Raw genomic sequence first — 25,627 nt, 5'->3', positions numbered from 1 at the left:
GCTGAGATGCTGTAGACGGTAGACTCGCCGCGGGGCGGCCATGACGGAGTGCGCCGTGACCTCACGCGCAGTGACTATCTGGGGAGCAATGTGAGTACAGGTTTCGGTGCCCGGCACCAGGGCGCCTTGAAGGCCACGGCCTTCGTCGGCGTCTCTGCCGTGGCTGTCACCGGTGCCGTCCTCTACCCGGGTTTCGAGACCGCGGACGTGGACCTCAACGACGGCGGCGTCTGGGTGGTCAACCGGGCCGAACACAAGGTCGCCCACCTGAATTACCAGTCACAGACGCTCGACGGCGGCGTGACCACCACCATGACCGAATACGACCTGGCCCAGCACGCAGACCGAGTCTACCTCCGCGACCTCAAGGCGGGTGCCTTGACCACGGTGGACCCGGCTGCCTTCGAGCTCGGAGATGAAACCGTGCTGCCGGCCAACTCCGAATTCTCCTATGGGGAGGACGTCGTCTCCGTCGCCGACGCGGAAAAAGGGCGTGTCTACGCCGCTAGGACGAATGATCTCGGCGCCATGTCTTCAGAGTCCGCCGACCCGCTCTACGAGGCCGAGGGACGTGTGGTGACCGCCGTTGGTCGCGATGACACGGTCTGGGTCGCGGACCTGGATGCCAATCTGATCAAGGGCTTCCGGCCGCTCACGGAGGAGGAGCGCCGCGAGGCGGCCGATCAGACCGAGGCCGTCGGTGACGGTCAAGCCAACGAAGACAACAACGGCGAGAACAAGAACGAGAACAAGGACGAGGACAAGAACAACAACGCCGAGGAAGACGGCGAGGACACCGATCCGGCCGGATTCCGGGAGATCGTCTCGACGGAGGTCGACGGTCTGCAGGGCATGTCCGAGCCGCAGATCTCGGCGGTGGGGGACGTCGGTGTCCTGTTCGACCCCGCGTCCGGCACCCTGGTGACGAGTGAGGGAGACTCCTCGTCCGTCGTCGATCCGGCGGAGGGCAAACTCCAGGCTCCGGGTCCCGAGGCCAACGGTGCCGTCGTCGCACTCGCCAACAAGACGGCCACGGTGCCCCTCGGTGGCGGGGAGGCCCAATACGCCCCCGTGGAAGCGACCGGCACTCCGATTCAGCCGGTCCGCGTGGGCAACTGCACCCACGCCGCCTGGCAGGGCTCTGGCCTCTACCAGCGCGACTGTGATGACGACTCACAGGACTCCAGCGAGCGCATTCCGGAGATTCCTGCCGAAGCGGAGATGAAGTTCCGCGTCAACCGTGATGTGGTCGTCCTCAACGACATCTCCGAGGGCAACACCTGGCTGGTGTCCGAGGGCATGAAGATCGTCAACAACTGGTCCGATCTGGAGCCGCCGAAGGGCGAAGGCGAGCAGGAGGAAGAGGAATCGGACGAGATCACCGATTCCATCGAACTGCCCGACCGCCAGGAGGAGAACCAGAAGCCGGTCGCCCAGGACGACAGTTTCGGTGTCCGTGCCGGGCGCACCACCGCCCTGCCCGTGCTCTTCAACGACGTCGACCCGGATGGGGACCTCTTGACCGCGGAGCTGGTCGGCGACCAACCGAAAACGGGGACGCTCCAGGAGATCTATGACGGCACGGGGTTCCAGATGGTCGTCCCGGAGGATGCCACGGGATCTTCATCCTTCACGTATGAGGCCAATGACGGTCGCGGGGGTACCGACCAGGCCAAGGCCACCGTGCGGGTGGTGCCGGAGGAGGAGAACAGTCCGCCGGAACAGGAACGCGTTACGACGCTCCGGGTCCAAGCCGGCACCGAGGTCTCGCAGAACATTCTGACCGACTGGAAGGATCCTGACGGCGACGACCTGCAGTTGATGAGCGCCGTCTCCGAAGACGGGGACGTGGTCCGGACCCGGCCCGATGGCGTGCTGACTTTCGAGGACGTCGGCAAGACGGACGGCACCAAGGAACTCGAGGTCACGGTGTCCGACCGCCGCGAGTCCACGACCGGCCGTGTGGTGATCGAAGTGTTGCCTGAGGGTTCGGCGCCCCCGATCACGGCGACGGACCACGTGACGGTGAATGTGGGCGAGGAGGCCACCTTCTCTCCGCTGGACAATGACTTCGACCCCACCGGATCCGAGCTGCGACTGGCGCATGTGGATCCCGTTTCCGGTGTCGAGGTGGATCTGAACAGTGATACCGGCACCGTCTCCTTCCGCTCCGACCAGGAGAAGACGTTCTATCTCAAGTACGTCGCCACCAATGGGCCCTCGTCGGCGCCGGGTCTGATCCGGGTGGACGTGCGGGACCCGGACAAGAATCCCGGAGCGCCCGTGGCCGTGCGCGACGTCGCCCTGTTGCCGGCCAATGGGGAAGTCCTCGTCAATATTCTCGGCAACGACACGGATCCCGAGGGTGGAGTGCTGGTCGCCCAGCAGGTCGATGTGCCGGAGGACGCGCCGTTCAACGTGTCGGTGGAGCGCAATGCCGTGCTGCGGGTCACCGACCAGCAAGGACTGACCGAGCCGGTGACCTTCACGTACACCGTCACCAACGGCACAGCGGCCTCGAAGGGCGAGGTCACGGTTATCCCCATCCCGGCCCCGGAGACGATGGAACCGCCGCGCCCGAACCCGGACACCGCCGTCGTGCGGGCCGGTGACGTGGTGACCGTTCCGGTGCTGGAGAACGACGTTCATCCCAACGGCGCCGAGCTCACCTTGGAACCGGACCTGGCCGAGGGCGTGGATCCGGAGGACGGGCTGGTGTCCGTGGCGGATGACAAGATCCGCTTCCGTGCCGGGCAGGAGGACAAGACGGTTTCCGCCGTCTATACGGTCTCCGGCCCGGACGGACAGGAAGCCTCTTCCCGGGTCACGTTCCACATCAACGCGCTGGATCTGGAGAACAACACTCCACCCTCGCCCAAGAAGGTTGAGGGACGGGTGTTCGCGGGGGAGACGGTGGCCATGCCCATTCCCCTGGACGGGATCGACCCGGACGGGGACTCGGTCTCCCTGGTCCAGCTGGAGACGCCACCGACCAAGGGCTCGGCCAAGGTGACGGCCAACTCGATCGAGTACACCGCCACGGACGGATCGTCGGGCACCGACACCTTCACCTACGTGGTCGAGGACCGCCTGGGCGCCCGAGCCACCGGCACCGTCATGGTCGGTATCGCTCCGGTGGCCCAGGAGAATACCCCGCCCGTGGCCGTCAACGACTCGATTCGGGTCCGCCCGGACCGGCCAGTGGCCGTGGACGTGCTGGCCAATGACACCGATGCCGACGGCGATGAACTGAAATTCGTGGACAAGCTCGAGGCCTCGGAAGGCTCCGACGCGGCGCTCGTGGACGGACGGATCCAGTTGACTTCGCCCTCTGAGGCGGGCTTCGCCACCGTGCGCTACACGATCACTGACGGCCGCGGCGGCACCGATACCGGGACGCTCACCGTTGAGTCCGATCCGAACGCGCCACTGCGCGCCCCGATCGCGCGGGATGACCGTGTCTCCTTCCAGGAGACCGTGGACCAGGACGAGGTCACGGTGGACATCCTCAAGAACGATGAGGACCCGGACGGCACCCCCGATGATCTGACCGTCGACCTGCCGGACAACCCGGAGGGCGTGCGACTGACCGATGACAACCAGTTGGTCGTTCCCGTCGGAGCCAATCCACAGATCATCACCTATCGGCTGACCGATGCTGATGAGCTCTCCTCGTACGCCTTCGTGATCGTCCCCGGAGCGGGCGAGGCCCGGCCGTCCCTGCGTTCGGAGGCACCGATCGAGGTGACCGCCGGCGAGGAGCTTCCGCTGAACCTTGACGACCTCGTGGTGGTGCGGGACGGCAAGTCTCCGCGGCTGACCGAAGAGGACAAGGTCACCTCGTCGCCGCAGTCCGAGGGCGAGCTGGTCGGTTCCGCCACGGAGATGACTTTCACCGCCCCGGAGGACTTCTCCGGTGCCGCATCGGTGACTTTCGAGGTGACCGACGGCTCCGGCCCGGACGATCCGGAGGGTCTGAAGTCCGTACTGACCCAGCCGATCAAGGTGTTGCCGCGGCCGGACGAGAACAAGCCGCCGGTGTTCCAGTCCAACACCATGGAGGTCGCCGCCGGTGGCGATCCGGCGAGTCTCGATCTGGCCCAGGCGGCCTCCGATCCCGATCCCGGGGACAACGAGAACCTCACTTTCGAGGTGGGGGAGTCCTCGATCGACGGAGTCGACGTCAACCTTGAGGGCTCCGTGTTGACGGCGAAAGCCGGTGCCGACACCCCCAAGGGCACCCGCGGGACCGTCCAGGTCTCCGTCACGGACGGCAAGTCCGATCCCGTGACGGCGCAGGTCACCATCACCGTGAACGCTTCCGACCGGCCTCTGGCCGTGGCGAACCCGGACACCGTGGCCGACGCCCATCAGGGACGTTCCGAGACCGTTCCGGTGCTTGCCAATGACGTCAACCCGTTCGAGGGCGAGGGGCCGTTGAAGATCGTCGGCACCCAGGTCTCTCCGGACCAGGGCGAGGCCGTGGTCTCCGGTGACAACGTGGTCGTCACGCCCAACGAAGACCTCGTGGGCCAGATGACGGTGCAGTACACGCTCGAGGATATGACCGGGGACCCGGACCGCAACGTCCAGGGCACCATCACGCTCAACGTCAAGGGCGCCCCCGAACCACCGAGTGTTCCTCGGGTGGACTCCGTCGCGGACGAAGAAGTGGTCCTGACCTGGGACGCTCCGGCCAACAACGGGTCTCCCATCACGGGATACACGGTGTCCGCGGCCGGTGTGAACCAGGAGTGCGCCGCCACCACGTGCACCATTTCCGGATTGACGAACAATCAGGAGTACACCTTCACCGTGACGGCCACGAACGACGTCGGCGAGTCCGATCCGTCCGTGGCCTCGGCTCCGGCCCGTCCGGATGTGGAGCCGGAACAGCCGGCTCCCCCGAAGGGCACGGACGGTGACAAGACGGTGAATCTGAACTGGACGCCTCCGGCCAACCGGGGTTCACCGATCACGTCCTACACGGTCGAGATCTCCCCGGCACCGCCGAATGGCGTGACCCAGAAATCGGTCTCCGGCACCTCCACGAGCTGGGAGGGACTGACCAACGGCACCGCGTACCAGTTCCGGATCCAGGCCGTGAACGACGCCGACCGGCCCAGCGAGTTCTCCGGCTGGTCGTCCTCGATCACCCCGGCGGGCAAGCCGATGCGTCCGTTGGCCCCCGCGGCCTCCCGGGCCGAGAATAAGGTCAACGGAGGCGTGGTCAATGTGAGCTGGAAGGCACCGAACAACAACGGCGCGTCCATTTCCGGCTATGACCTGTTCGTCTACCAGGGCGGCTCCCAGGTACGGAGAATCAATGGAATCAGCGGCACCTCGCAACAGGTGACGGATCTGAAGACGACGTCCTCGTACTCGTTCGCAGTGGTGGCCCGCAACCGGGTTGGTGATTCCGAGTCCTCGCCACGATCCACCGCCGTGACGCCCTATGGCCAGCCGAAGGCTCCGTCCAGGCCGTCCATCGAGGCCACCGGACGGAACAACACGGTCAAGGTGAGCTTCAAGCCCGGTTCTGCAAATGGCTCGCCGATCACCGGGTACCAGTACTCGTTGAGTGGGGGCAACTGGCAGTCGCTCGGCGGCTCGGGCAGCACCATCAACGTGGGCAGCAACGGGAGGAACGTCACGGTCCGGGTTCGTGCGGTGAACGCGGCCGGCGCCGGTGATCCCTCGTCGGCGTCGAACCAGGAGAGCGCCTACGGACCCGTCAAGAGTGTTCCCAATCTCAAGGCCTCCGGCGGTAAGCAAAAGGTGAGCTTCAGCTGGAACTCCAATGCCAGCGCCTACGCCAACGGGCGGCCGGTCAAGATCTCGGTGAGCATCTCCGGTGTGGGCAGCACGTCCAATGACGGCTCGCAGACGGTGAGTACGGGGTACTCGGACAAGCGGACGCTGAAACTCACCGCGAACCCGAGCGAGGGTGAGACCAAGTCGTGGACGATCTCCGCGACGTCCGACCCCGCTCCGCCGCCGCCGCCGGATCCGAAGGTCACTCTGCGCCGGGGGGACCCGGTCAACGACCCGGGCAATTGCACGGTCGATTGCCACAAATTCGACGTCGCCGTGCAGGATTTCCCACAGGGCACCCATGAGGTCCAGTGCTGGACGAACAACGGAGGTGCACACCAGTTCAACAACAGCACGCATTACATCTCCGTTCCTTCCGGAGGCAGTTCCCGCAAAATGATCAATTGCTGGCACGGAGCCATGTCCAACGGGTCGCAGGTCTGGGCCAAGGTAGCCGGTCACGATTCAAACCGCGTCAATCCCTGGTAGTACCGACGCACCCTCGCACCTCAAGCCAGAGATCTGTGAGAACCACCATTGAAGCACCACGAAAGTGAGCAGCACCCATGACCATGACCACCGAACAGGCCGAGTGGTTCGCCGGGACGTTCGAAAAGATCTCGGACAACATCGGCCAGGCCATCCTGGGCAAGGAAGACGTCATCTCCCTGGTGTTGACGGCCATGCTGACCGATGGTCACGTGCTGCTCGAGGACGCTCCGGGAACCGGCAAGACCATGCTCGCCCGTTCGCTGGCGGCCACCGTGCAGGGCACTCACACCCGAATCCAGTTCACTCCAGACCTGCTGCCCTCCGACGTGACCGGTGTGACGATCTACGACCAGAAGTCTCAGGAGTTCGAGTTCCACCAGGGACCGATCTTCGCCAACATCGTGTTGGCCGATGAGATCAACCGTGCCTCGCCCAAGACCCAGTCCGCGCTGCTGGAGGTCATGGAAGAGTCCCGCGTGACCGTGGACGGCGTCACCTACACCAATGAGCGCCCGTTCATGGTCATTGCCACCCAGAACCCGATCGAGCAGGCCGGAACGTACAAGCTGCCCGAGGCGCAGCTGGACCGCTTCCTCATCATGACCTCGATCGGTTATCCGGACCGCGCCTCCACGGTGGAGTTGCTTTCCGGAGCCGCCACCAAGGACCGCTCCGGTGCTCTGACCCCGATCATCACCACGCAAGCCATCCGGGACATGACCGAGTTGGCCTCTACGGTCCATGTGGACGGTGCGGTGCTGAACTACATCGCCGAGCTCACCGAGGAGACCCGACTCGCGGACGAGACGCGTCTCGGCGTCTCGGTGCGTGGAGCCATGGCCATGGTCCGTGCCTCCAAGGTCCGGGCCGCCTCGCAGGGACGCAACTACGTGCTGCCGGACGACGTCAAGGACTTGGCACCCCACATCTGGACCCACCGTCTGGTGCTGGACCCGGAGGCCGAGTTCGCCGGCTCCACCGCGTCGGCCGTCCTCCAGCGCGTCCTGGCTCAAGTGGGTGCCCCGCAGCAGCGGGCCCAGGCCCCGACGGCGGCCAGCACGGCCATGGCGTCCTCCACCGGGGCAGCGGCGGCAACCGAGGACACCGTGGCCCGCGGCGGTTCCTCCGCCTCCGGGGCCTGACGTGGCGGCGCGAACGGCCCCTCGAACCGCCGCCCAGCTTCAAGAGCGGTTCCGGCGCCTGCGCGAGTCGACCGCCGTCACCACCGAACCGGCCCGGACCGCCGCCACGGGCTGGTGGGGACGCAACGTCCAGCCCGTCGCGGAGATCGTCTCGCCTTTGGGATGGTTGGTGCTGGCCATCACCGTGGGCGCCTGGATCGTCGGACTGGTGTTCGGCTGGGCTGAGGCGATCGTGGCCGGCCTTGTCGGGATCTTCCTGCTGCTGCTGGGCATCGGCTTCATTCTCGGCCGCTCGTCCTACCGGGTGGAACTCGATTTGGCCCGCTCCCGGGTGGCCGTGGGAGATCGCGCCGTGGGTGCCATCGAAGTGACCAACACAGCGGATCGCGCCCTGATGCCGGCGGCCATGGAGCTGCCCGTCGGCCGGGCCACCGCGGTGTTCCAGCTGCCCCGGATGCGTCCCGGGGCCGCCCACGAGGATCTCTTCACCATTCCCACCCACCGCCGCGCCGTGATCACCGTGGGGCCGGTGCGTTCCGTGCGTCAGGATCCGTTGGGGCTGCTGCGCCGCCAGTTGAAGTGGACCGAGCCCGAGGACCTGTACGTGCATCCCCGGACCGTGGCCCTGCAGGGATCGTCGGCTGGATTCATCCGTGACCTGGAAGGACTGCCCACTCGCGAGCTCTCCAGTGCGGACGTCTCCTTCCACGCCCTGCGGGACTACGTGCCCGGGGACGATCGGCGCCACATCCACTGGAAGACGGTGGCCCGGACCAACACGCTGATGGTGCGTCAGTTCGAAGAGACCCGGCGCGCGCATCTGGCGATCGCGCTGTCCACGAACACCAATGAATACAGCACCGAGAACGATTTCGAGCTGGCCATCTCGGTGGCCGCCTCCATCGGCCTGGAAGCGTTCAAAGAGCAGCGCAACCTCTCGATCCGCACTCACACCGGACCCCTGCACACCGAGACCGGACGCAACATGCTCGACGACATGACCCGCATCGAGGGCAAACCACTGCGCAAGACGAGCGTGGACGTGGCGCGGGAGACCGCGGACAACGTTCCCAACGCCTCCGTGTTCTTCCTGGTCACCGGCGAACAGCCCAGTGCCGGCGATCTGCGCCGAGCGACCAACAACGTGCCTCCGGGCGTGCGCGCCTTCGCTTTACGCTGCGCCCACGGCTTGGAGACCCAGCGCGCCAATATCGGCGACCTCACCGTGGTCTCGATCGGTGACCTGCAGGATCTGGGCCTCGCGCTCCGGAAGGCGGCCGCCTGATGGCCGGAGGCAAACGGGCTAACCGCCAGAGCCGCCAGACCCGTTCGGAACAGCACCTGCCGAAGGCCTCGCGTCCCAGGGGTCTGCGCCTGCGCTACTCATGGGCCCAAGTCGGGGTCGACGCCGCCGTCCTGCTCGTCCTGCTGGGCCTGGGCATGCTCGGCTTCCAGGACACCTTCGCGGGGGACTGGCACTACCTGCTGGCCGGGTTCGGGGGGATCGTCCTCGGACTGGGGATCGCTCTGGCCAGCGCCTACTACCGGTGGGGCATCTGGATCACGACGGGCGTGTTCGTGCTGGTGTACCTGGTCTTCGGTTTCCTGCTGGCCACGCCTGCGGAGTCCGCCGCCGGGTTCCTGCCCAGCCTCGACTCGCTGTTGGTGCTGATCACCGCGCCGGTCACGGCGTGGAAGGACATCCTGACCGTCGCGGCGCCGGTGGGCGTCAATGGCGGCATGCTGGTGGCCCCCTATCTGTCCGGCCTGCTGACCGCCGTAGTCGCCGGGTTGCTGGCCTGGCGCGTGCGGATGCCGTACTGGACGGTCATCCCGGTACTGGTGATGACCGCCGTCGGGATTCTGTTCGGCACCAAGGACGCGCCCATGGCCCTGGTGCGGGGCATGATCCTGATCATGGCCACGGTGGCGTGGTTGGCCTGGCGACGCCACCGGATGCGCGTGCGCGGCACGGAGGCCTCCGCGGAGACGACCACGGTCGGCAGCCCGGAGACGGCCCGCAAGATGCTGTTCCGCCGGCTCGGTCTGGGGGCGGCCGTGTTGGTGGTCGCCGGGCTGCTGACCGCTGCCGCCTCACCGTTGCTGCTGCAGGGACAGGATCGCAAGGTGCTGCGCGACGTGGTCGATCCGCCCATCAAGTTGTTCGACTATCCCAGCCCGTTGATGAAGTTCCGTCAGTACGTGAAGGACCAGCACGAAGAGGTGCTGTTCACCGTGGACGGACTCCCGGAGGGCCAACGCGTGCGCTTGGCCGCCCTCGACGCCTATGACGGCATGGTCTACAACGTGAATCCCCGGGCCGGCGGCAACTTCTCGCCCGTCGGGGACGCCTCCAGACTCTCCGACACCGCCGAGACGACGATCCCGAACCGGGCTCACGGCACCCTGGACATCACCATCGAGGAGTACAACGGCGTCTGGCTGCCCGGTGGCGGCAAGCTCAACGGCGCCGTACTGGGCGGACCGCGAGCCGATCAGCTCTCCAGGAGCCTGTACTACAACGACGCCAACGAGACCGCCCTGTCCACCATCCCCCTGCAGTCCGGAGACAAGTACACCGCCGATGTCATCTTCCCCGTCCAAGTGGACGGGAAGGAACTCGAGGGCCACAACTTCGGCGAGGTGGTGATGCCCGAGCTCACCGGCGTCCCGCAGATCGTCCCCGAGAAGGTGGCCGAACTCACCGGCAATGAGGACCAGCCCTTCGAGATCGCGAGCGGACTGGCGTCCACGCTGCACGAGTCCGGGGCGTTCTCCAACGGTCGTGAAGGCGAGGTCACCTCACTGTCCGGCCACTACTCCGGCCGCATCACCCAGTTGCTGGACGCGGAACAGTGGATCGGTGACGACGAGCAGTATGCCGTGGCGATGGCCCTGATGTCGCGCTCGCTGGACGTTCCGGCACGTGTGGTGATGGGTTTCTACCCGGAGAACTATCCCGCGGACGGCGGCCCGATCCAGATCAAGGGCAAAGACGTCCACGCGTGGGTCGAGGTGAATTTCGAGAACGTCGGCTGGGTTCCCCTGGACCCGACGCCGGACAAGGACAATGTGCCGACGCCGCCGCAGCAGGAGCCGAAGTCGACCCCGAAGCCGCAAGTCCTGCAGCCGCCACCACCGCCCCAGGAACAGGCTGATCTGCCCCCGGACACGGCGCCGGAACCCCAGGACGCCGAGCAGGAGGAGCGCAGCTGGTGGGACCAGTGGGGCGCGCTCGTGATGATCGGGGTCTACTCCGTGATTCCGTTGATCATCCTGATGATCCCGTTGTTGATCATCGCCGCGCTCAAAGCCCGGCGCCGCAAACGCCGGCGAGCGGCGGAGACGCCGTCCGGTCAGGTCTCGGGCGGCTGGTCCGAGGTGCTCAGCCTGGCCACCGACCTGGGCGCCGAACCCCAACGTTCGGGCACGCGTCGCGAACACGCCTATGAACTGGCGGGCACGTTCCCGTCCGTCGCCAGTGGCACGACGCTGTTGGCGCGGCGTGCGGACCAGGCCGTCTTCGGGCCGGGAGAGCCCACCGAGGCGCAGGTCGCCGACTATTGGTCGCGTGTCGACGAGAACATCTCCGGCATTCGGGGCTCCGTCAGCGGGTGGAAACGCTTCCGGGCGAAATACTCGCCGCGCTCTCTCGTGCTCGAGGCCAGGGCTCGTTACCGTCAGCGCCGTCAGCTCAACCGTCAACGGCGGGCTGCCGATCGGGCCGCCAGGGCCGAGCAACGCGCCGCCGAGCGTGGCGGTGGTCAGGGTGCAGTCCGTACAGTGGACCAGCAAGTAAACCGGAACAGGAACTAGGAAATCGTGCAGAAAACCCTCAACCTGGTCAACGCACCGGCTGGCAAGCGATTGGCGGCCTGGCTGATCGACCAGATCATTCCGGTGGCAGTGGTCGCCATCGCCAGCGGTGTCACGCTGCCGCCCGTGCTGGAGTCCACCGGCAGCGCGCAGCAAGAAGCGCTGGCCAGCTACTCGATGGCCATGCTGGTGGCCGGCGTCGTCTGCCTGGCCTACACCGTGTGGCTCTGGGGATGGCAGGCATCCGCGGGCAAGACGCCTGGCAACCTGGTGCTCGGATTGCGGGTGACCTCCGAGGAGGGCACACCAGCCGGCTGGGGAACGATTTTCTTGCGCTGGGTGATCATTGCCGTCAGTGGCCTGGTTCCGGTCATCGGTCCGGTGTTGATGCTGCTCTCCAACATCTGGGACACCAACCATCAGCGCCAGGGCTGGCATGACAAGGTGGCTCGCACCTTGGTGGTGGACGTCAACGCCGGCCGCAACCCCCTGACCACCGGCGGGTTGTACGGCCCGTCCACGTTTGCTCCGGGGGCGCTGGAGCCGGGCGATCCCGGTCACCCGGAGACGGGGGTCTCGGTGCCGCCCGCCTCGCGGTGGCCCGCCTTCAATCCCGCCGTCGCCGCCGGTCCGATCACCGCTGTTCCCGGCACCGAGGGTGGCGCCCGTCAGGACCAGCCCGCTCAGCCGTCGTCGGGAGCCGTTCCCTCCGCACCGGCAGCACCGCCCGCCGTCGCTCCGGCCACCCCACCGGCACCGGCCGCGCCGCCGGTCGTCGGTGAGCCCTCGACCTCGGGTGCCGGACACTCGTCGTCGGGATACAGCGAGAATCAGGTCGTCCTCGTCGGCGGGGCCGCGGAGGCGGCCGACCCCGATCAGGAGATGGGCTCGACGCAGTTGCGCAGCCAGGTCGCCGAACCGGCAGCCATCAAGCACGTCAAGCTGAAGTTCGACGACGGCCAGAGCCACGAGCTGACCGGTTCGGCCCTGGTGGGCCGTAACCCCGCGCCGACCGCCGGAGAGAGCGTTGACCTGCTGATCCCGTTCGCGGACATGGGACGGTCCGTGTCCAAGACCCATCTGCACCTGACCGTTGACGCGGCGGGCGTGTGGGTCACCGACCGCAATTCGACCAACGGCTCGGGCGTGACCCCGCGCGGGGGAGAGCGCCAGCGCCTCGAACCCGGCCAACCAGTGCTGGCGCCAGCGGGGGCGACAGTACATTTCGGCGATCGTTCCTTCACGGTGTCGGCTGCATGACGTTGAGAGCCACCGTGGACACGCCCCAGAAGCCCTTTCGCCTGAACTACGGATTCGGGTCTCATCGGGGTCTGCGACGGCAATTGAACGAGGATTCGCTGGTGGTGACGGGCAACCTCTTCGCCGTTGCCGACGGCATGGGCGGTCACGAGGCCGGGGAAGTGGCCAGCAGGATCTGCGTGGAGACACTGGCCGCCGGCGTCAAAGAGGTCCGCAACGACCTCACGGCCGACGAACTGCAACAACTCATGGTGACCGCGGATGACGCCATTCGGCAGGTCGGCGGCTCTCGGGCCGGCACCACCCTGGCCGGGGCGGCGATCGTGCGTGAACTGCAGGGTCTCTACTGGATGGTCTTCAACGTGGGGGACTCCCGGACCTATCGGCTGTCCGAGGGCGACTTCACCCAGGTCAGCGTGGACCACTCCGAGGTCCAGGAAATGGTCGACCAGGGCTATCTCACGAGTGAGGAGGCTCGGCACCATCCTCGCCGGCACGTCATCACGCGGGCGCTGGGCACCGGCGAGGCGTCCGAAGCCGACTTCTGGATGCTCTCCGTCCATGACGGCGATCGGCTCATGGTCTGCTCCGATGGACTGACGTCGGAGGTCACGGATCAGGAGATCCGCAAAGAACTGGCGGAGAACCACTCTCCGCAGGATGCCGTGGACGTCTTGATCCGCCGGGCGCTGGACGGCGGGGGCCGGGATAACATCACGGTGATCGTGGTTGACGTGGAGGATACTGAGGCGGAAGACGAGCGGGTGATCACCTCGCCCCGGTCCACCGAGAAGGACGAGGGTGACGAGCACCAGACCACGCGTCCTCGTTTCAACGGCGACAGCGGCGGACGGATGGTGGGTGGGAAGAGAGTCTTCGACACCGATGAGGAATCCACTGCAGAAGAAGGGGAAGGACGATGAGCGCGACGGCGAGGGTGCGATACAGCGCGGGACCGTGGCTGGGCCTGGTGCGCGGCCGCTGCCTGGTCGCCCTGCCGGCGGATGCCAGTGAGGAGACGGCCTCCGTAGCCTGGGACCTGTTGGCGGGAACTCCCGGAGTGGAGAAGGTGCTCGCCACCGTGCTCTCGGGTCGGTTGGATCTGACCGGACTGCCGTCCTTCGCCATCGTCTCCTTCCGCGAGGGCGGTACAGTGCACGCCATCCTGCGGGGGGAGGTCTCCCTCCGGATGACGGGTGCAGAGCGGCAGGAGACCGAACTCAACGGCACGGGCGTTGCGACCTGGAACGAGCGGATCGTCCAGGACGTGACGTCGTTCGAACTGCTCGCCGAAGGCGCCCTGTCCGACTCGGAGAACCTCCCTCTGGAGGCCGGGGTCGTCCGGTTGTCCTCGCTGAACGCGGATCTGGCGGACACCGATTCCGCCGCCGAAGCCGATGACGCCGTGGCCGCTACCGAGGCTGTTGCCGCTGGCGAGGCCGCGCCTGAAGCGCAGCCTGACGCCGAGGCTGAGGCAGCGCCCGCGCACACTGATGCTGATGACGAACAGCCGGCGGCCGAGCCCGTCTCCGACCCGACGACCATGGTTCAACCGGTCGGCGATGGCGATGACAATGGCGATGGCAACGGCGACGATGACGGTGGCGAGGAAGCCGACACCGAAGGCGATGTCGCCGAGGATGCCGTCGACGAAAGCTCTGTCAAAGTAGCCGGCGACGAGCCGGAGACCGGCGACACCGAGGAACCGGCAGCCGATCGTCCTGAGGAACGGGATGAGGCCGACCAGGACAGCGCCGACGAGGACAGCCCCGACCACGACGACGTGGAGCAGGACATCGACGCGACCATCGCGCCCGGTGACACGAATCTCGGCGCTGAGCCGTCTGAGCCCACACCTTCCGACCAGCACGAAGAAACCACCGACGACGCCGACGATCGCACGATCGCCAGCGCACCCTCGGTCCCACCGGCCCCCGCTCCATCACCCGTTCCGGAGCAGGGACAGGCACCGGAACCGTCCTCACCTCGAGCGGCCGGTCCGGTACCGCGTCCTCAAGAGCTGATCGACTCCGTGCCGTGGCTGGCTGCGGCCCGCAAGACTGTCCCGCAGCAGTCCGCTGAACCGGCCCCGTCCGACCTGAACGTGACCGTCTCCCCAGACGAGCATCAGGATGCCGAACAGGCGGACGACGCGGACACCGTGCTCTCGCCCGGCGTCCATGCCGCGGGAGCTGCACCGCCGACCGGGCCCTCGGCAATCCATCCTGCGGCGCCGACGTCGGGACCCCAGGGGCTGGAAACGGACGCCGATCACGACGGGCAGACCGTCATGAAATCGGATCTTGATCTGGCCGGCCAGGAGGCGGCGCCCGCGCAGGTCCCGCCCCCGCCACCGGCCACGGGGCCGGTCGTGCTGGCGCGGCTCTGTTCCGACGGACATGCCAATCCGCCCACGAATTCGAAGTGCGGTGTCTGCGGTCAGTCTCTGAGTGGCGAGGCGCAGCAGACTCGCCGGCCCTCGTTGGGACGGATCCGCATGTCCACGGGCGAGGTGCTGGAACTGGACCGCCCGGCCGTCATCGGTCGCCAGCCACAGGCACATCGCGTCGGCTCCGGGACCATGCCCCGGATGATCCAGGTCCGCAGCCCGAACGGTGACGTCTCTCGCTCCCATGTGGAGGTCGTCCTGGAAGGATGGCACGTCCAGCTGCGTGACCTCAAGGCCACCAACGGCACCGTGCTCATCCGCGAGGGTCAGGCTCCCCGGCGTTTGGGGCAGAGCGAATCGGTCATGGTCTTGGACGGGGACATCGCTGACCTGGGCGATGGAGTCTCGTTGCGCTTCGAGGGTCTTCTGTGAGCGCTAAGCGTCCCCCGGCCCCGCCGCCGCACATCGACGGGTTCCGCTATGTGAGCCTGCTCGGCTCCGGCGGGTTCTCGGACGTCTACCTCTATGAGCAGGACCGGCCGCGCCGCAAGGTGGCCGTCAAAGTGCTGCTCTCCGGCTTGAGGACGGAACGAGCGCGCAAGTCCTTCGAGTCCGAGGCCAACCTGATGGCGCAGCTGTCCTCGCACCCGTACATCGTGACGATCTACGAGGCGGACATCACCGAGGACGGCCACTCGTACCTCGCCATGGAGTACTGCTCCAGGCCTTCGCTGGACGTGCGGTACCGCCGGTCCCGGTTGGGGGTGGACGAGGTGCTGGCGATCGGCATCCAGGTGTCCTCGGCCGTGGAGACCGCCCACCGTGCGGGGATCGTCCACCGTGACATCAAACCGGCCAACGTTCTGACCACCGACTACAACCGTCCGGCACTCACGGACTTCGGCATCTCCGGAACCACGGACATGCTGGACGACGACGCCGGCATGTCCATCCCGTGGTCGGCCCCGGAGGCCTTCACCGGCGGCAGTCCCGACGGGTTCGCGATGGATGTCTGGTCCCTCGGCGCCACGCTGTACACGTTGCTGGCCGGGCGGTCCCCGTTCGTGCGCCCGGGGGCGGACAATTCGCAGAAGGAACTGATCTCCCGGATCTCCAAGGCACCGCTGCCGCCACTGAACCGGGCGGACATGCCGGCGTCGCTGGAGCTGGTGCTGTCCACGGCGATGGCCAAGAACCCTGCCTCCCGGTTCCCTTCGGCCCACGCCTTCGCCTTGGCCCTGCAGCGTGTCCAGACGGAACTGGGACTGTCCGTGACGCCCTTCGAGGTCATGGACGAGTCCGGTTCTCTGGAAGCCGAGGAGGACAGCGAGGACGAGGGCGGTGACGCCACCCGCGTCCGTCAGATCGTCTCGATCGACCCGGAGCGCGGTTCCACCAACACCTCTCGCCACTTCCCGCCGATGCCGCCGCCCGCCACACCGGGGCGGGCGGCGGACGAGGTCGACGGCGCCACCGTCATGCGTCCGGCCCCGGGTACTCGGTCCTTCCAACCGGACACCGGACGGCCAGGTGCCGCCGTCGGGCCGTCACCGGACGACGATCCGACGATGATGGGCGGCCGCGTCGGAGGCGGCCTGGCTGGTTCCCGGGCGCCCTCACGCCCGGCGAGGACCTTTCCCGACGCCGGCGGAGAGTGGGAGCCCGAGGGCGCCACAGCGCATCGCGTCGAGGAGAAGACCGGCTCCTCACCGGCGATGGCCTGGCTGGCGGAGAACCGGGTCGGCGTCATCGCGTCCCTTCTGGTGCTCATCCTGGGCACGGTCGGGGCGGTCTGGATGGCCAACAGCATCACGGCCCAGCCGGTCGAGGAGCCGGATCCCACCTTCATCAGTGAGTCGCCGGGCCTGCCCGTGCCCGAACCGGAGGAATCCGTGGAGGCGGCACAGAACCTCAAGGCGAAGAAGCAGAGCGGTAAGGCCGTCTTCACGTGGGACAACCCCGATCCGAGATCGGGGGACACGTACTTGTGGCGGACCACCGCTGCCACGGGCAAGGGCCGAATCACCACCGTCGAGAAGGAACGGGCTGCCACGCCGGTGTTGAAGGACGATCGGACCTGTATCGAGGTCGTGGTCGTACGTTCCAACGGGAAGCAATCCGATCCAGCAGTGGGATGTCTGGAGTGAAGGGAATGATCAGGGGATGGGTCGATGAACGAGACGGCAGACCAGCAGAGCGAGCCTTCGGCCAAGGGTAACGAGGCCAACGCGCCCAGCGCCTTGACGATCGATTTCGTCGGCGAGTGGTACGAGGTGTCCCCGGACCGGGTCTTCACCATCGGCCGGGAGGGCGATCTGGAGATTGACGACAATCCGTACCTGCATCGCCGATTCATGGAGATCCAGTACATCGACGGCTTGTGGTGGCTGTCCAACGTGGGATCGATGATCTCTGCCACCGTGGCCGATTCTTCCGGTGGAATGCAGGCCTGGGTCTCGCCGGGCTCTCGGATTCCGCTGGTATTCGGCCAGCTCAACGTGGTGTTCACTGCCGGGCCCACCACGTATGAGTTCTCGGCGCATCTGAAGAGCCCCTCTTTCATGCAGCAGTCCAACGGTCAGGACGCCGTGGGGGAGACCACGATCGGCCCCGTGGTGTTCACCCCGTCCCAGAAGGCGCTCATCGTGGCCTTGGCCGAACCGATCCTGCGCCGTGGCGGTACGGGATTCTCCACGGTGCCGTCCTCCTCCAATGCCGCTAAGCGCCTGGGCTGGCCGCTGACGCGTTTCAACCGCAAGTTGGACAACGTCTGCGACAAACTGGACCGGGTCGGCGTGGCCGGTCTGCGCGGCGTCGGCGGGAAACTCGCGACCAACCGGCGGGCGCGCCTGGTGGAACATGCGGTGACCTCTCACCTCGTGACCCCGGACGACCTGCCGTTGCTGGACCAGGCGCTGGGCGAAGATGATTGAGGACCCGAGTACGTAGGATGACGAGGATGGACATGGCGACAACAGATATGACGAACCGGCCACGAACGGTCCGCCGAGTGCTGGCCGGAAGCATCACGGGAGCCCTGGTGGTCGCCGTCTCGGCGTGTTCCGTGGCCGGCGATGAACAGGACGAGGGCAAGAAGCCGATTCCGCATCAGAGCTTCGTCTCCCGTCCGGACCTGTTGCCGCCCGAGGTGAAGATCACCGAAGGTGAGGCGTGGAGCCCCGAATACGCCGAGACCGACGAACTCACCTTCTTGGCTCCGAACTACGGCTCGAAGACCCCTTCCGACGGCGCCATGATTCTGGACGCGCAGGGCGAACTGGTCTGGATGAGCCCGGCGAGCGACGAGGACAAGACAGACGACTACTTCGACCTCCGAGTCCAGGAGTACGAAGGGGAACCGGTGCTCACGGTCTACCAGGGCAGCAGCGAAGGCGGCCGGGGCGACGGCGAGATCATCATCCTCGATCAGTCCTATGAGGAGATCGCGCGGGTCACCACGGGCGGTTCTCTGGAGCCAGGTCACGCGGACTTCCATGATTCGACCATCACGGAGGATGGCACCATGCTCATCTCCGCCTATGAGCCCACGCCGGCGGACCTCTCTGAGGTGGGCGGCCCCGAGGACGGGTACGCCGAGAACGCGATCATCCAGGAGATCGACATCGCCACGGGGGAGGTGGTCTTCGAGTGGAGCGCGCTGGACCATGTCCCCGTGACGGACACCAAGGATGACTTCGGTGATCAGGAGAAGGACCTGAAGGAGAGGCTCGAGAAGGACGAAGGAGCGGACGAGGTCAAGCTCGGCACTGAGGAGCACCCCTTCGATTACTTCCACCTCAACTCGATCACCGAGGACGACGACGGCTCACTGCTGGTCTCGGCCCGCCACACCAGCGCGGTGTACCGGCTGGACCGCACCACCGGAGAGGTGGACTGGACCCTCGGCGGGAAGGCCAGCGATTTCGAGATGGGTGGGGGTGCCGAATTCGCGTGGCAGCACGACGCTCACCGGGCGCCGGACGGCACCCTGACCCTGTTCGACAACCACGCCCACGGTGGTCTCGACGACAAGTCGTCCCGCGGGCTGCGTCTGAGTCTGGACGAGGAGGCGATGACGGCCGAGGTGGCTACGGAGTACCTTCCGCCGGAGGAGCGGAAGTCCGGAAGCATGGCCAACGCCCAGGAGCTGGACAACGGCAACATGGTCATCGGTTGGGGCGCGCGGCCGCACTACTCCGAATACACCCCGGACGGCAAGCTGATCTACGACGTCTGCCACGGTGACGAATGCTATGGCGATGAGTACGAGGGCGGCGGCGGCAGTTACCGCGCCTACAAGGCGGCATGGGAAGGCCGGCCGTCCGCTTCGCCGGACGTGACCGTGCAAAACGAGGACGGCGAGCAGACCGCCTACGTCTCCTGGAACGGGGCCACGGAGGTCGCTCAGTGGCGGCTCGTTACCGGCGAGGACGAAGAGAGCGCCACGGCGGCAGAGCCCGTGGACCGGGAGTCCTTCGAGACCTCGATCCCCGTTCCCGAGGACGCTGCGTACATCGCCGTGGAGGCACTGGACGCCGAGGGCAACGTGCTCGGCACAGGCACCCCCGAGTAGCACCACTAGGCCGGACTCACGCGCTGTTGGCGGTTTCGCGAGTCAGTGGTCGGGTTCGATAGCGGTAGTGGTGTCCGGTGGGGGTGGTGACGTCGAGTTGTTCGGGTGTGGCCTCGTGTTTCCATCCGGGCCGCTCTTTGGCGAGGTTACATCGGGTGCAGAGTCCGGAGGCGTTCTCCCAGTTGGTGGGTCCGCCGTGCTGGTGGGGTGTGGCATGGTCGATCTGCCGGATGGGCGCATCACAGTAAGGGGTTCGGCCGACGTCGTCCCGGAGGAGCACCATCTTCCGTAGTAGTCCGGAGAAGCCTCGGCGCTGAGAGTCCATGGCGACCAGCTGGCTGTTGTCCGGGTGGGTGTAGAGGCGGCGGAGGAATGCCTCGGCCTCTGGGTTCGAGACCAGTTGGCGTGAGGTGTCTGCTGGTACGGGTCCGTGGCCGGGAAACCAGCCAGGGGTGGTGTCGTCCCGGAACAGGGTGGCGTCGGTCATCACCAGTTGCACCTCGATGGCGACATCGGAGGCCTGTGTCTGGCCGGTGAGTCGCTCGACGAATACATCGGCGCCGACCTGGTTGGGGGTGCGGCCCTCGGCCTGTCCGGCGGCGATCTGGCTGGCGGTCTCGGCCACCAGGGCGGAGTGGCAGGCCACGGCCTGGTTCATGGGCAGCAGGGCGCTGAGGTGGGCCATGCCGTCAGCGGTGGGCCGGAGGGTGATCCGGCGGGTCTGGGTGGCGCGGGTGAAGTGTTCTGCTGCGGCGTCCGGGTCGGCGTGCATGGCTTCGGCGCGGGCCTCGCGTACCAGTTGGCGTTCACCGATGATGCCGAGGCGATCGGTGAGGTGTTCATCGACGTGGCGGCGGGCCGCGGCTGGTAGCCAGAAGGTCTCTCGTTCGATGATGGCTGCTTTGGCCTCGCAGATCCGGCCGGTGCGTAGGGCGTCGAGGGTGTGGGGCAGGTCGTTGACGAGGTGGCGGGCTAGTCGCAGGTGCGTGGTGCCGCGGCTGGGGGATTCGGAGCGGGCGAGGGCGATTTCTCCGCCGAGTCCGCGTCCGCGGTGCTCGGGCTCGATCCCGCGGGCGGCTTCGGTATGGCAGCGGTGGGAGAGCAGGGCTGCTGATTCCTCGGCTTGGGCGGCGGCGCAGGCGGCTTTGATGTGTTCGAGGAAGTGGATGCGGTTGATGGCTTCGGCTTCGACGTCTCCGTCGATGTCTCCGATTCCGTTCGTGGCCGCCGGGGCCATGGTCGCCAGAGCGTTCCGCAGCCTGACGAGGTCCAGGGCGGAGGCTGGTGGGGCAGGCTCGGGGGCTTTCTGGTCGGCGTCCTGCGGGGCTTCCTGGTTGGCTTCCACGTCTGGCTCGAACATGTGTACTACTCTAGGGAGGATCCCGGACACCGTAAGGTCTCTGGCGGGGTGTGGGGAGAACTTCCGCACCCAAGGAGCCTGTGGAGTACGCGCTGTGGGCCTCAGGGGTTGAGAGAAGGGCTTTCTCCCGACTCCCGGAAATCAGCGAATGCGCTCTAGGCTGGGGCGGTGAGCACCCAGAAGACGGATCGTGACCAGGGGATGGACGCCGCCGTGCAACCTGAGGCTGAGGACGTCCCCACGGAGTCCCTTCGGCAGCAGTACGAGGACCTCATGGACGAGGTCCGGAAGCACCGCACGGCGTACTACCAGAACGATGCGCCACTGGTCTCGGATGTCGAGTACGACGCCCTGTACCGTCGCCTCGAGGATCTCGAATCCCTGCATCCGGAGATCGTTTCGAACGATTCCCCGACGCAGGAGGTCGGCGGCGAGGTCTCGGCGGCCTTCGCTCCGGTCACGCACTTGGCGCGCATGTACTCGCTCGACGATCTGTTCTCGATCGAGGAACTGCGCACCTGGTATGAGCGGACCACCGCTGCGTTGCAGGAGATCGCGCCGGGTGTCACTCCTCGGTGGCTCGTCGAGGTCAAGATCGACGGACTGGCCGTGAACCTGCTCTACCGGGACGGTCGGCTCGTCCGGGCGGCCACTCGCGGGGACGGCACCACGGGCGAGGACGTCACGCACAATGTGATGACCATCCAAGACATCCCGCAGCGGTTGTCCGGCTCCGGCTGGCCAGAAGAACTGGAGGTTCGCGGAGAGATCTTCATGCCCAGCGCCGATTTCCGGGTCTTCAATGAACAGCGCGTCGAGTCAGGTCTGGCCCCGTTCGCGAATCCACGGAACTCGGCGGCCGGGTCTCTGCGGCAGAAAGATCCCGCCGAAACGGCCAAGCGCCCCCTACGCATGTTCGTGCACGGAGTCGGTGCCCACACCGGTTTCGACGCCGAATCGCAGCACGCCGCCTATCAACGCCTCGCCGAGTGGGGCCTGCCGGTCAGCCCGTACACGGAGATTGTCGACAGCCTCGAAAGTGACAGCGGAATTCTCAGCTTCATCGAGAACTTCGGTAACCGGCGTCATGACCTGGTCCACGAGATCGACGGCATCGTCATCAAAGTCGACTCCTTCGCCCTGCAACGCGCCCTCGGCCACACCTCCCGGGTGCCTCGCTGGTCCGCCGCCTACAAGTACCCGCCCGAAGAGGTTCACACCAGGCTGCTGGACATTCCAGTCAACGTGGGCCGCACCGGCCGCGTCACCCCGTATGCGGTCATGGAGCCGGTGGTGGTAGCCGGCTCCACCGTCTCAATGGCCACACTGCACAATCAGGACGTGGTCCGCGCCAAGAATGTGCTGATCGGCGACACCGTGGTGCTGCGCAAGGCCGGTGACGTGATCCCGGAGATCGTTGGTCCCGTGCTGCCGCTCCGCGAGGGCAAGAAGAAGGTGGAGGGGTCCGGACCGGTCGGAGCGGATGAGCTGCGCGAGTTCGTGATGCCCAGCGCCTGCCCGTCCTGCGGCACCGCCCTGGCTCCGGCCAAGGAGGGCGACGTGGACCTGCGCTGTCCCAACGCCCGGTCCTGCCCGGCCCAGCTGACCGGCCGCATCGAGCACGCCGGATCCCGTGGCGCCTTCGACATCGAGGCGCTGGGGGAGGAGGCCGCTCTCTGGCTGACCAATGGCCCTGGGCCGAATCCTGCCGAGAACAACCAGCGGGTACATCCGGAGGGGCCCGGGATCATCACCGATGACGCCCAGCTGTTCGACCTGGCCAACAATCTGCCGGCAGACCATCCGCAGGCCGAGGTCGGTGACGACGGTTTGACGTCCATCCAGCGTGAACTGGCCTCCGTGCAGGTCTGGCGGGAGAAGCGCACCCGCGTGGAGGGCAAGAGCGTCCCCTCGGGACAATGGGAACTGGTGCCGTACTTCTGGACGCGGGGCACCGCCAAGAAACCCGCGGAACCGACCGCCAACACCCGCAAACTCTTCGATGAGCTCGACAAGGCCAAGTCCCAGCCGCTGTGGCGCGCCTTGGTCGCCTTGTCCATCCGGCACGTCGGCCCGACGGCGGCGCGAGCGCTGGCCACCGCGTTCGGCTCCGTGGAAGCACTGCAGGAGGTGGCCACCGACGTCTCCTCGGAGGAACGCCGCGCGGCCGCCCAACAGCGACTGGCCGACGTCGACGGAGTGGGACCCATCATCGCCGAAGCCGTCATCGACTGGTTCGATGACCCGTGGCACCGGGAGATCATCGCGCGGTGGCGCGCGGCCGGCGTCGTGATGGAGGACGAGCGGGATGAGAACACGCCGCGCACGCTTGAGGGGGTGACCGTGGTGGTCACCGGCGCCCTGGAGGAGTACAGCCGGGACTCCGCCAAGGAGGCCATCATCACCCGGGGTGGTAAAGCCTCCGGATCGGTGTCAAAGAAAACGGACTTCGTGGTCGCCGGTGAGAACGCGGGGACCAAGCTCGACAAGGCCGAATCCCTGGGAGTTCACGTCCTGGACGAGGAGGGATTCCGACGATTGCTGGCCGAGGGCCCCGGTGCGGTGGCCACCGGGGGCGAGTCAGGCGGTGAGGCATGAGCCAGGGATTGCTGGCCGTCGCCCGGGCAGCCGCCCGCGCCGGTGCCGCGGTCTTGGCCGAACGGACCATGACCCCGACGCCGGCCACGCAGGCCGAACTGGGAGCGGACACCAAATCCTCAGGGTCGGACTGGGTCACCGACTATGATCGCCGCGCCGAACAGGCTGTGCGGGACATCATCACCGCCTACCGCCCCGATGATGCGATCTCCGGGGAGGAGTTCGGCCACACGCAACCGAAGAATTCCTCGGACTACCGGTGGTCCATCGACCCACTGGACGGGACCACGAACTTCATCCGGTCGATCCCGCAGTTCTGCACCTCCGTCGCGGTGCAGGGACCGGACGGCTGGCTGGCCGGAGCCGTCGTCGCGCCCGCGTTGGGCCGGACCTGGTATGCCTCTGCGGGAGGCGGTGCCTACTCGACGGTCGAGGGAGCCGAACCGGTCCGGCTGAACGGCCCGGTGCTGGGACGCTCTGGGCGACTGTTGGCCACGGGCTTCGCCTATGCGGGGGACCGTCGGGATTTTCAGCTCGCAGTGCTCGCCGAGCTGATGCCTCACTTCGGTGATGTCCGGCGGATTGGCTCGGCCGCGCTGGATCTGTGCATGGTGGCCGACGGCACGCTGGACGCCTATGCCGAGTTCGGCACCCAGGAGCACGACTGGGCCGCCGGAGCACTGATCGCCGAGGAAGCGGGGGTACCGGTTCGCCGGCCGTTCTCCGGTGACGGCACGAACCACCCCGATTGGACGGTGGCCGGAGTCCTGGATCCCGAGCAGGCCGGTGGCACAGAACTTCGTCGGCCGACCTCTGTGCGTGGCGAATCCGTGGAAGACTGAGGCCATGCGTCGGCTGTTCTCCAAACCGTGGCTCCTGCCAGCCCTGATGGCCCTCGTCGGCCTGCTGTTCCTGTACTGGGGTGTGATCGGCCGGGGTGTGATGAACTATGTGGCCGCCGCCATTCTGCTGTTCTTCGCGGTGCGCTTCGTCTCCAGCACCAGCATCACCTCTCATCCCGTCTCCGGCATCGACGAGCACGTGGCCTCCGGCGGCGTCGTCGTGTTCTGGCGCCCCGGCTGCCAGTTCTGCGCCCGACTGATCCGTGAGCTCGGGGCCGAAGACCGCAGGCGACCGTATTGGGTCAACATCTGGGACGACCCCGAAGCGGCCGCCCGGCTCCGCCCCTACAACGAGGGCAATGAGACGGTGCCCAACGTACTCACGGCGGACGAGCACTTCGTGGCCAAAGATCCCGAGAGCTATGACCGCGCCAAGTCCGTCATCAAGAGCGCCCGAGCGGTGGGCTGACCTGGTGTCCCCGTGGAGCAGATCCGGCGCGGCGTTCGCCGCCATCGGTCTCGCTGTGGCCACGGCCTCCTGCGGGGCGGATTCTCAGCCGGTCCCGGCAGCCACGGCTTCGACGAGTGGGGCTCCGCACCAGAGCGCGACGGTCGTGGCCGATCAGCCGTGGCGTACCGCTGAGGGGGACGTGCTGGTCAGCTGTCTGTCCACGCCGGCCTTCCCGGTGTCCACGGTCGCCGAAGGAGGGCTCGACGTCGGCCCGGACACCTCCCAGGAGATCACGCTGGCCTTGGCGGACCTCCAGGAGAAGGCCGGCGCTGAGACGCCGGAGCCGCTGCAGAAGGCGTCCGCCGATGAGGTCGAGTGGGCCGTACTCTGGCAGGACGACGCTGCTGCTCCGACACGGGTGGAACTGCTTCTGGCCAGTCCGGGCTCTGACGAGTTTTCCCTGGCATCGGACTGGATCCTCACGTTGAGTCGTCACGACGGTCGGCTGCAGGCCACGGGATGGGCGGACAGCTGCCAGCCTCGGCCGGCCTTGGCGCCCGACCGGTCCTGGGTTCGGGTCGGTGTGCCGGAGCAGGCTCCGGATCCGGAGTCGACGACCGTGGAGGTGGTGGTCTCAGAGCAGCAATGCGCCAGTGCTCGAGATCCCGATCCGCACCTGGCCGCCGAACCGGTGGTCGTCGAGACCGACGACGACGTCACGGTGTATTGGACTTCTGAAAGCGTCACCGGTGGCGCGGCCTGCCCCGGCAATCCCTGGGTGAAACGTACCCTCACCCTTGATGAACCGCTCGGTACTCGCACTCTCTTGGACGGTTCGGCCTGGCCGGCCCGGCCGATGGAGTCCCCGGCGGGCGTATCCGGATAGACCG

General features: G+C 67.0%; 15 protein-coding genes. 14 read left to right on the top strand and 1 reads right to left on the bottom strand.

Annotation, left to right across the window (positions count from 1 at the left end):
- The first annotated feature begins 90 nt into the window (after positions 1–90).
- The 10 genes from ACFQQD_RS11785 (at position 91) to ACFQQD_RS11740 (ending at position 19,486) form a co-directional block, all read left to right on the top strand.
- On the top strand, positions 91–6,303 hold the full coding sequence (locus ACFQQD_RS11785) for an Ig-like domain-containing protein (protein ID WP_378089533.1): 6,213 nt from the start codon (positions 91–93) through the stop codon (positions 6,301–6,303).
- A 77-nt stretch (positions 6,304–6,380) separates the two neighbouring features.
- Positions 6,381–7,448: an AAA family ATPase gene (locus ACFQQD_RS11780; RefSeq protein WP_378089531.1), complete on the top strand. Its 1,068-nt coding sequence runs from the start codon at positions 6,381–6,383 to the stop codon at positions 7,446–7,448.
- Positions 7,449–7,506: 58 nt separating this feature from the next.
- Positions 7,507–8,733 carry a DUF58 domain-containing protein gene (locus ACFQQD_RS11775; protein WP_378090118.1) on the top strand — a complete coding sequence of 409 codons (1,227 nt, stop codon included), beginning with the start codon at positions 7,507–7,509 and terminating at the stop codon, positions 8,731–8,733.
- Positions 8,733–11,264 (top strand): DUF3488 and DUF4129 domain-containing transglutaminase family protein, encoded by a 2,532-nt coding sequence (locus ACFQQD_RS11770; protein ID WP_378089529.1) that lies wholly within the window; start codon positions 8,733–8,735, stop codon positions 11,262–11,264. The genes ACFQQD_RS11775 and ACFQQD_RS11770 overlap by 1 nt, the downstream gene beginning before the upstream one ends.
- Before the next feature lie 6 nt (positions 11,265–11,270).
- Positions 11,271–12,524: an RDD family protein gene (locus ACFQQD_RS11765; protein ID WP_378089527.1), complete on the top strand. Its 1,254-nt coding sequence runs from the start codon at positions 11,271–11,273 to the stop codon at positions 12,522–12,524.
- Positions 12,521–13,447, top strand: a complete 927-nt coding sequence (locus ACFQQD_RS11760; protein WP_378089525.1) for a PP2C family protein-serine/threonine phosphatase — start codon at positions 12,521–12,523, stop codon at positions 13,445–13,447. The genes ACFQQD_RS11765 and ACFQQD_RS11760 overlap by 4 nt, the downstream gene beginning before the upstream one ends.
- The gene (locus ACFQQD_RS11755; protein WP_378089522.1) at positions 13,444–15,345 is read left to right on the top strand and encodes an FHA domain-containing protein; all 1,902 of its coding nucleotides are present in this window, start codon (positions 13,444–13,446) and stop codon (positions 15,343–15,345) included. The genes ACFQQD_RS11760 and ACFQQD_RS11755 overlap by 4 nt, the downstream gene beginning before the upstream one ends.
- The gene (locus ACFQQD_RS11750; RefSeq protein ID WP_378089520.1) at positions 15,342–17,060 is read left to right on the top strand and encodes a serine/threonine-protein kinase; all 1,719 of its coding nucleotides are present in this window, start codon (positions 15,342–15,344) and stop codon (positions 17,058–17,060) included. Before ACFQQD_RS11755 ends, ACFQQD_RS11750 begins: the two co-directional genes overlap by 4 nt.
- A 24-nt stretch (positions 17,061–17,084) precedes the next feature.
- Positions 17,085–17,846 (top strand): hypothetical protein, encoded by a 762-nt coding sequence (locus ACFQQD_RS11745; protein ID WP_378089518.1) that lies wholly within the window; start codon positions 17,085–17,087, stop codon positions 17,844–17,846.
- 32 nt (positions 17,847–17,878) lie between these two features.
- Complete coding sequence (locus ACFQQD_RS11740; protein WP_378089516.1) at positions 17,879–19,486, top strand: arylsulfotransferase family protein; 1,608 nt, start codon at positions 17,879–17,881, stop codon at positions 19,484–19,486.
- Between the two features lie 16 nt (positions 19,487–19,502).
- Here the strand turns inward: ACFQQD_RS11740 and ACFQQD_RS11735 are convergent, their stop codons facing one another.
- Positions 19,503–20,846: a DUF222 domain-containing protein gene (locus ACFQQD_RS11735; protein WP_378089514.1), complete on the bottom strand. Its 1,344-nt coding sequence runs from the start codon at positions 20,844–20,846 to the stop codon at positions 19,503–19,505.
- Positions 20,847–21,047: 201 nt separating this feature from the next.
- Between ACFQQD_RS11735 and ligA the strand changes: the two genes are divergently transcribed.
- Genes ligA through ACFQQD_RS11715 form a run of 4 tightly spaced genes read left to right on the top strand, consistent with a single transcriptional unit; the run spans position 21,048 to position 25,623 of the window.
- Positions 21,048–23,444 (top strand): NAD-dependent DNA ligase LigA, encoded by a 2,397-nt coding sequence (gene ligA / locus ACFQQD_RS11730; RefSeq protein WP_378090116.1) that lies wholly within the window; start codon positions 21,048–21,050, stop codon positions 23,442–23,444.
- Complete coding sequence (locus ACFQQD_RS11725) at positions 23,441–24,286, top strand: inositol monophosphatase family protein (RefSeq protein WP_378089512.1); 846 nt, start codon at positions 23,441–23,443, stop codon at positions 24,284–24,286. The genes ligA and ACFQQD_RS11725 overlap by 4 nt, the downstream gene beginning before the upstream one ends.
- Positions 24,287–24,290: 4 nt before the next feature.
- Complete coding sequence (locus tag ACFQQD_RS11720; protein ID WP_378089509.1) at positions 24,291–24,755, top strand: glutaredoxin domain-containing protein; 465 nt, start codon at positions 24,291–24,293, stop codon at positions 24,753–24,755.
- 4 nt (positions 24,756–24,759) lie between these two features.
- Complete coding sequence (locus ACFQQD_RS11715) at positions 24,760–25,623, top strand: hypothetical protein (protein WP_378089507.1); 864 nt, start codon at positions 24,760–24,762, stop codon at positions 25,621–25,623.
- Positions 25,624–25,627 lie beyond the last annotated feature (4 nt).

The sequence above is a fragment of the Citricoccus sp. GCM10030269 genome (assembly GCF_042665635.1).
GTDB lineage: Bacteria > Actinomycetota > Actinomycetes > Actinomycetales > Micrococcaceae > Citricoccus.
This window is presented reverse-complemented; position numbering and strand designations above follow the sequence as displayed.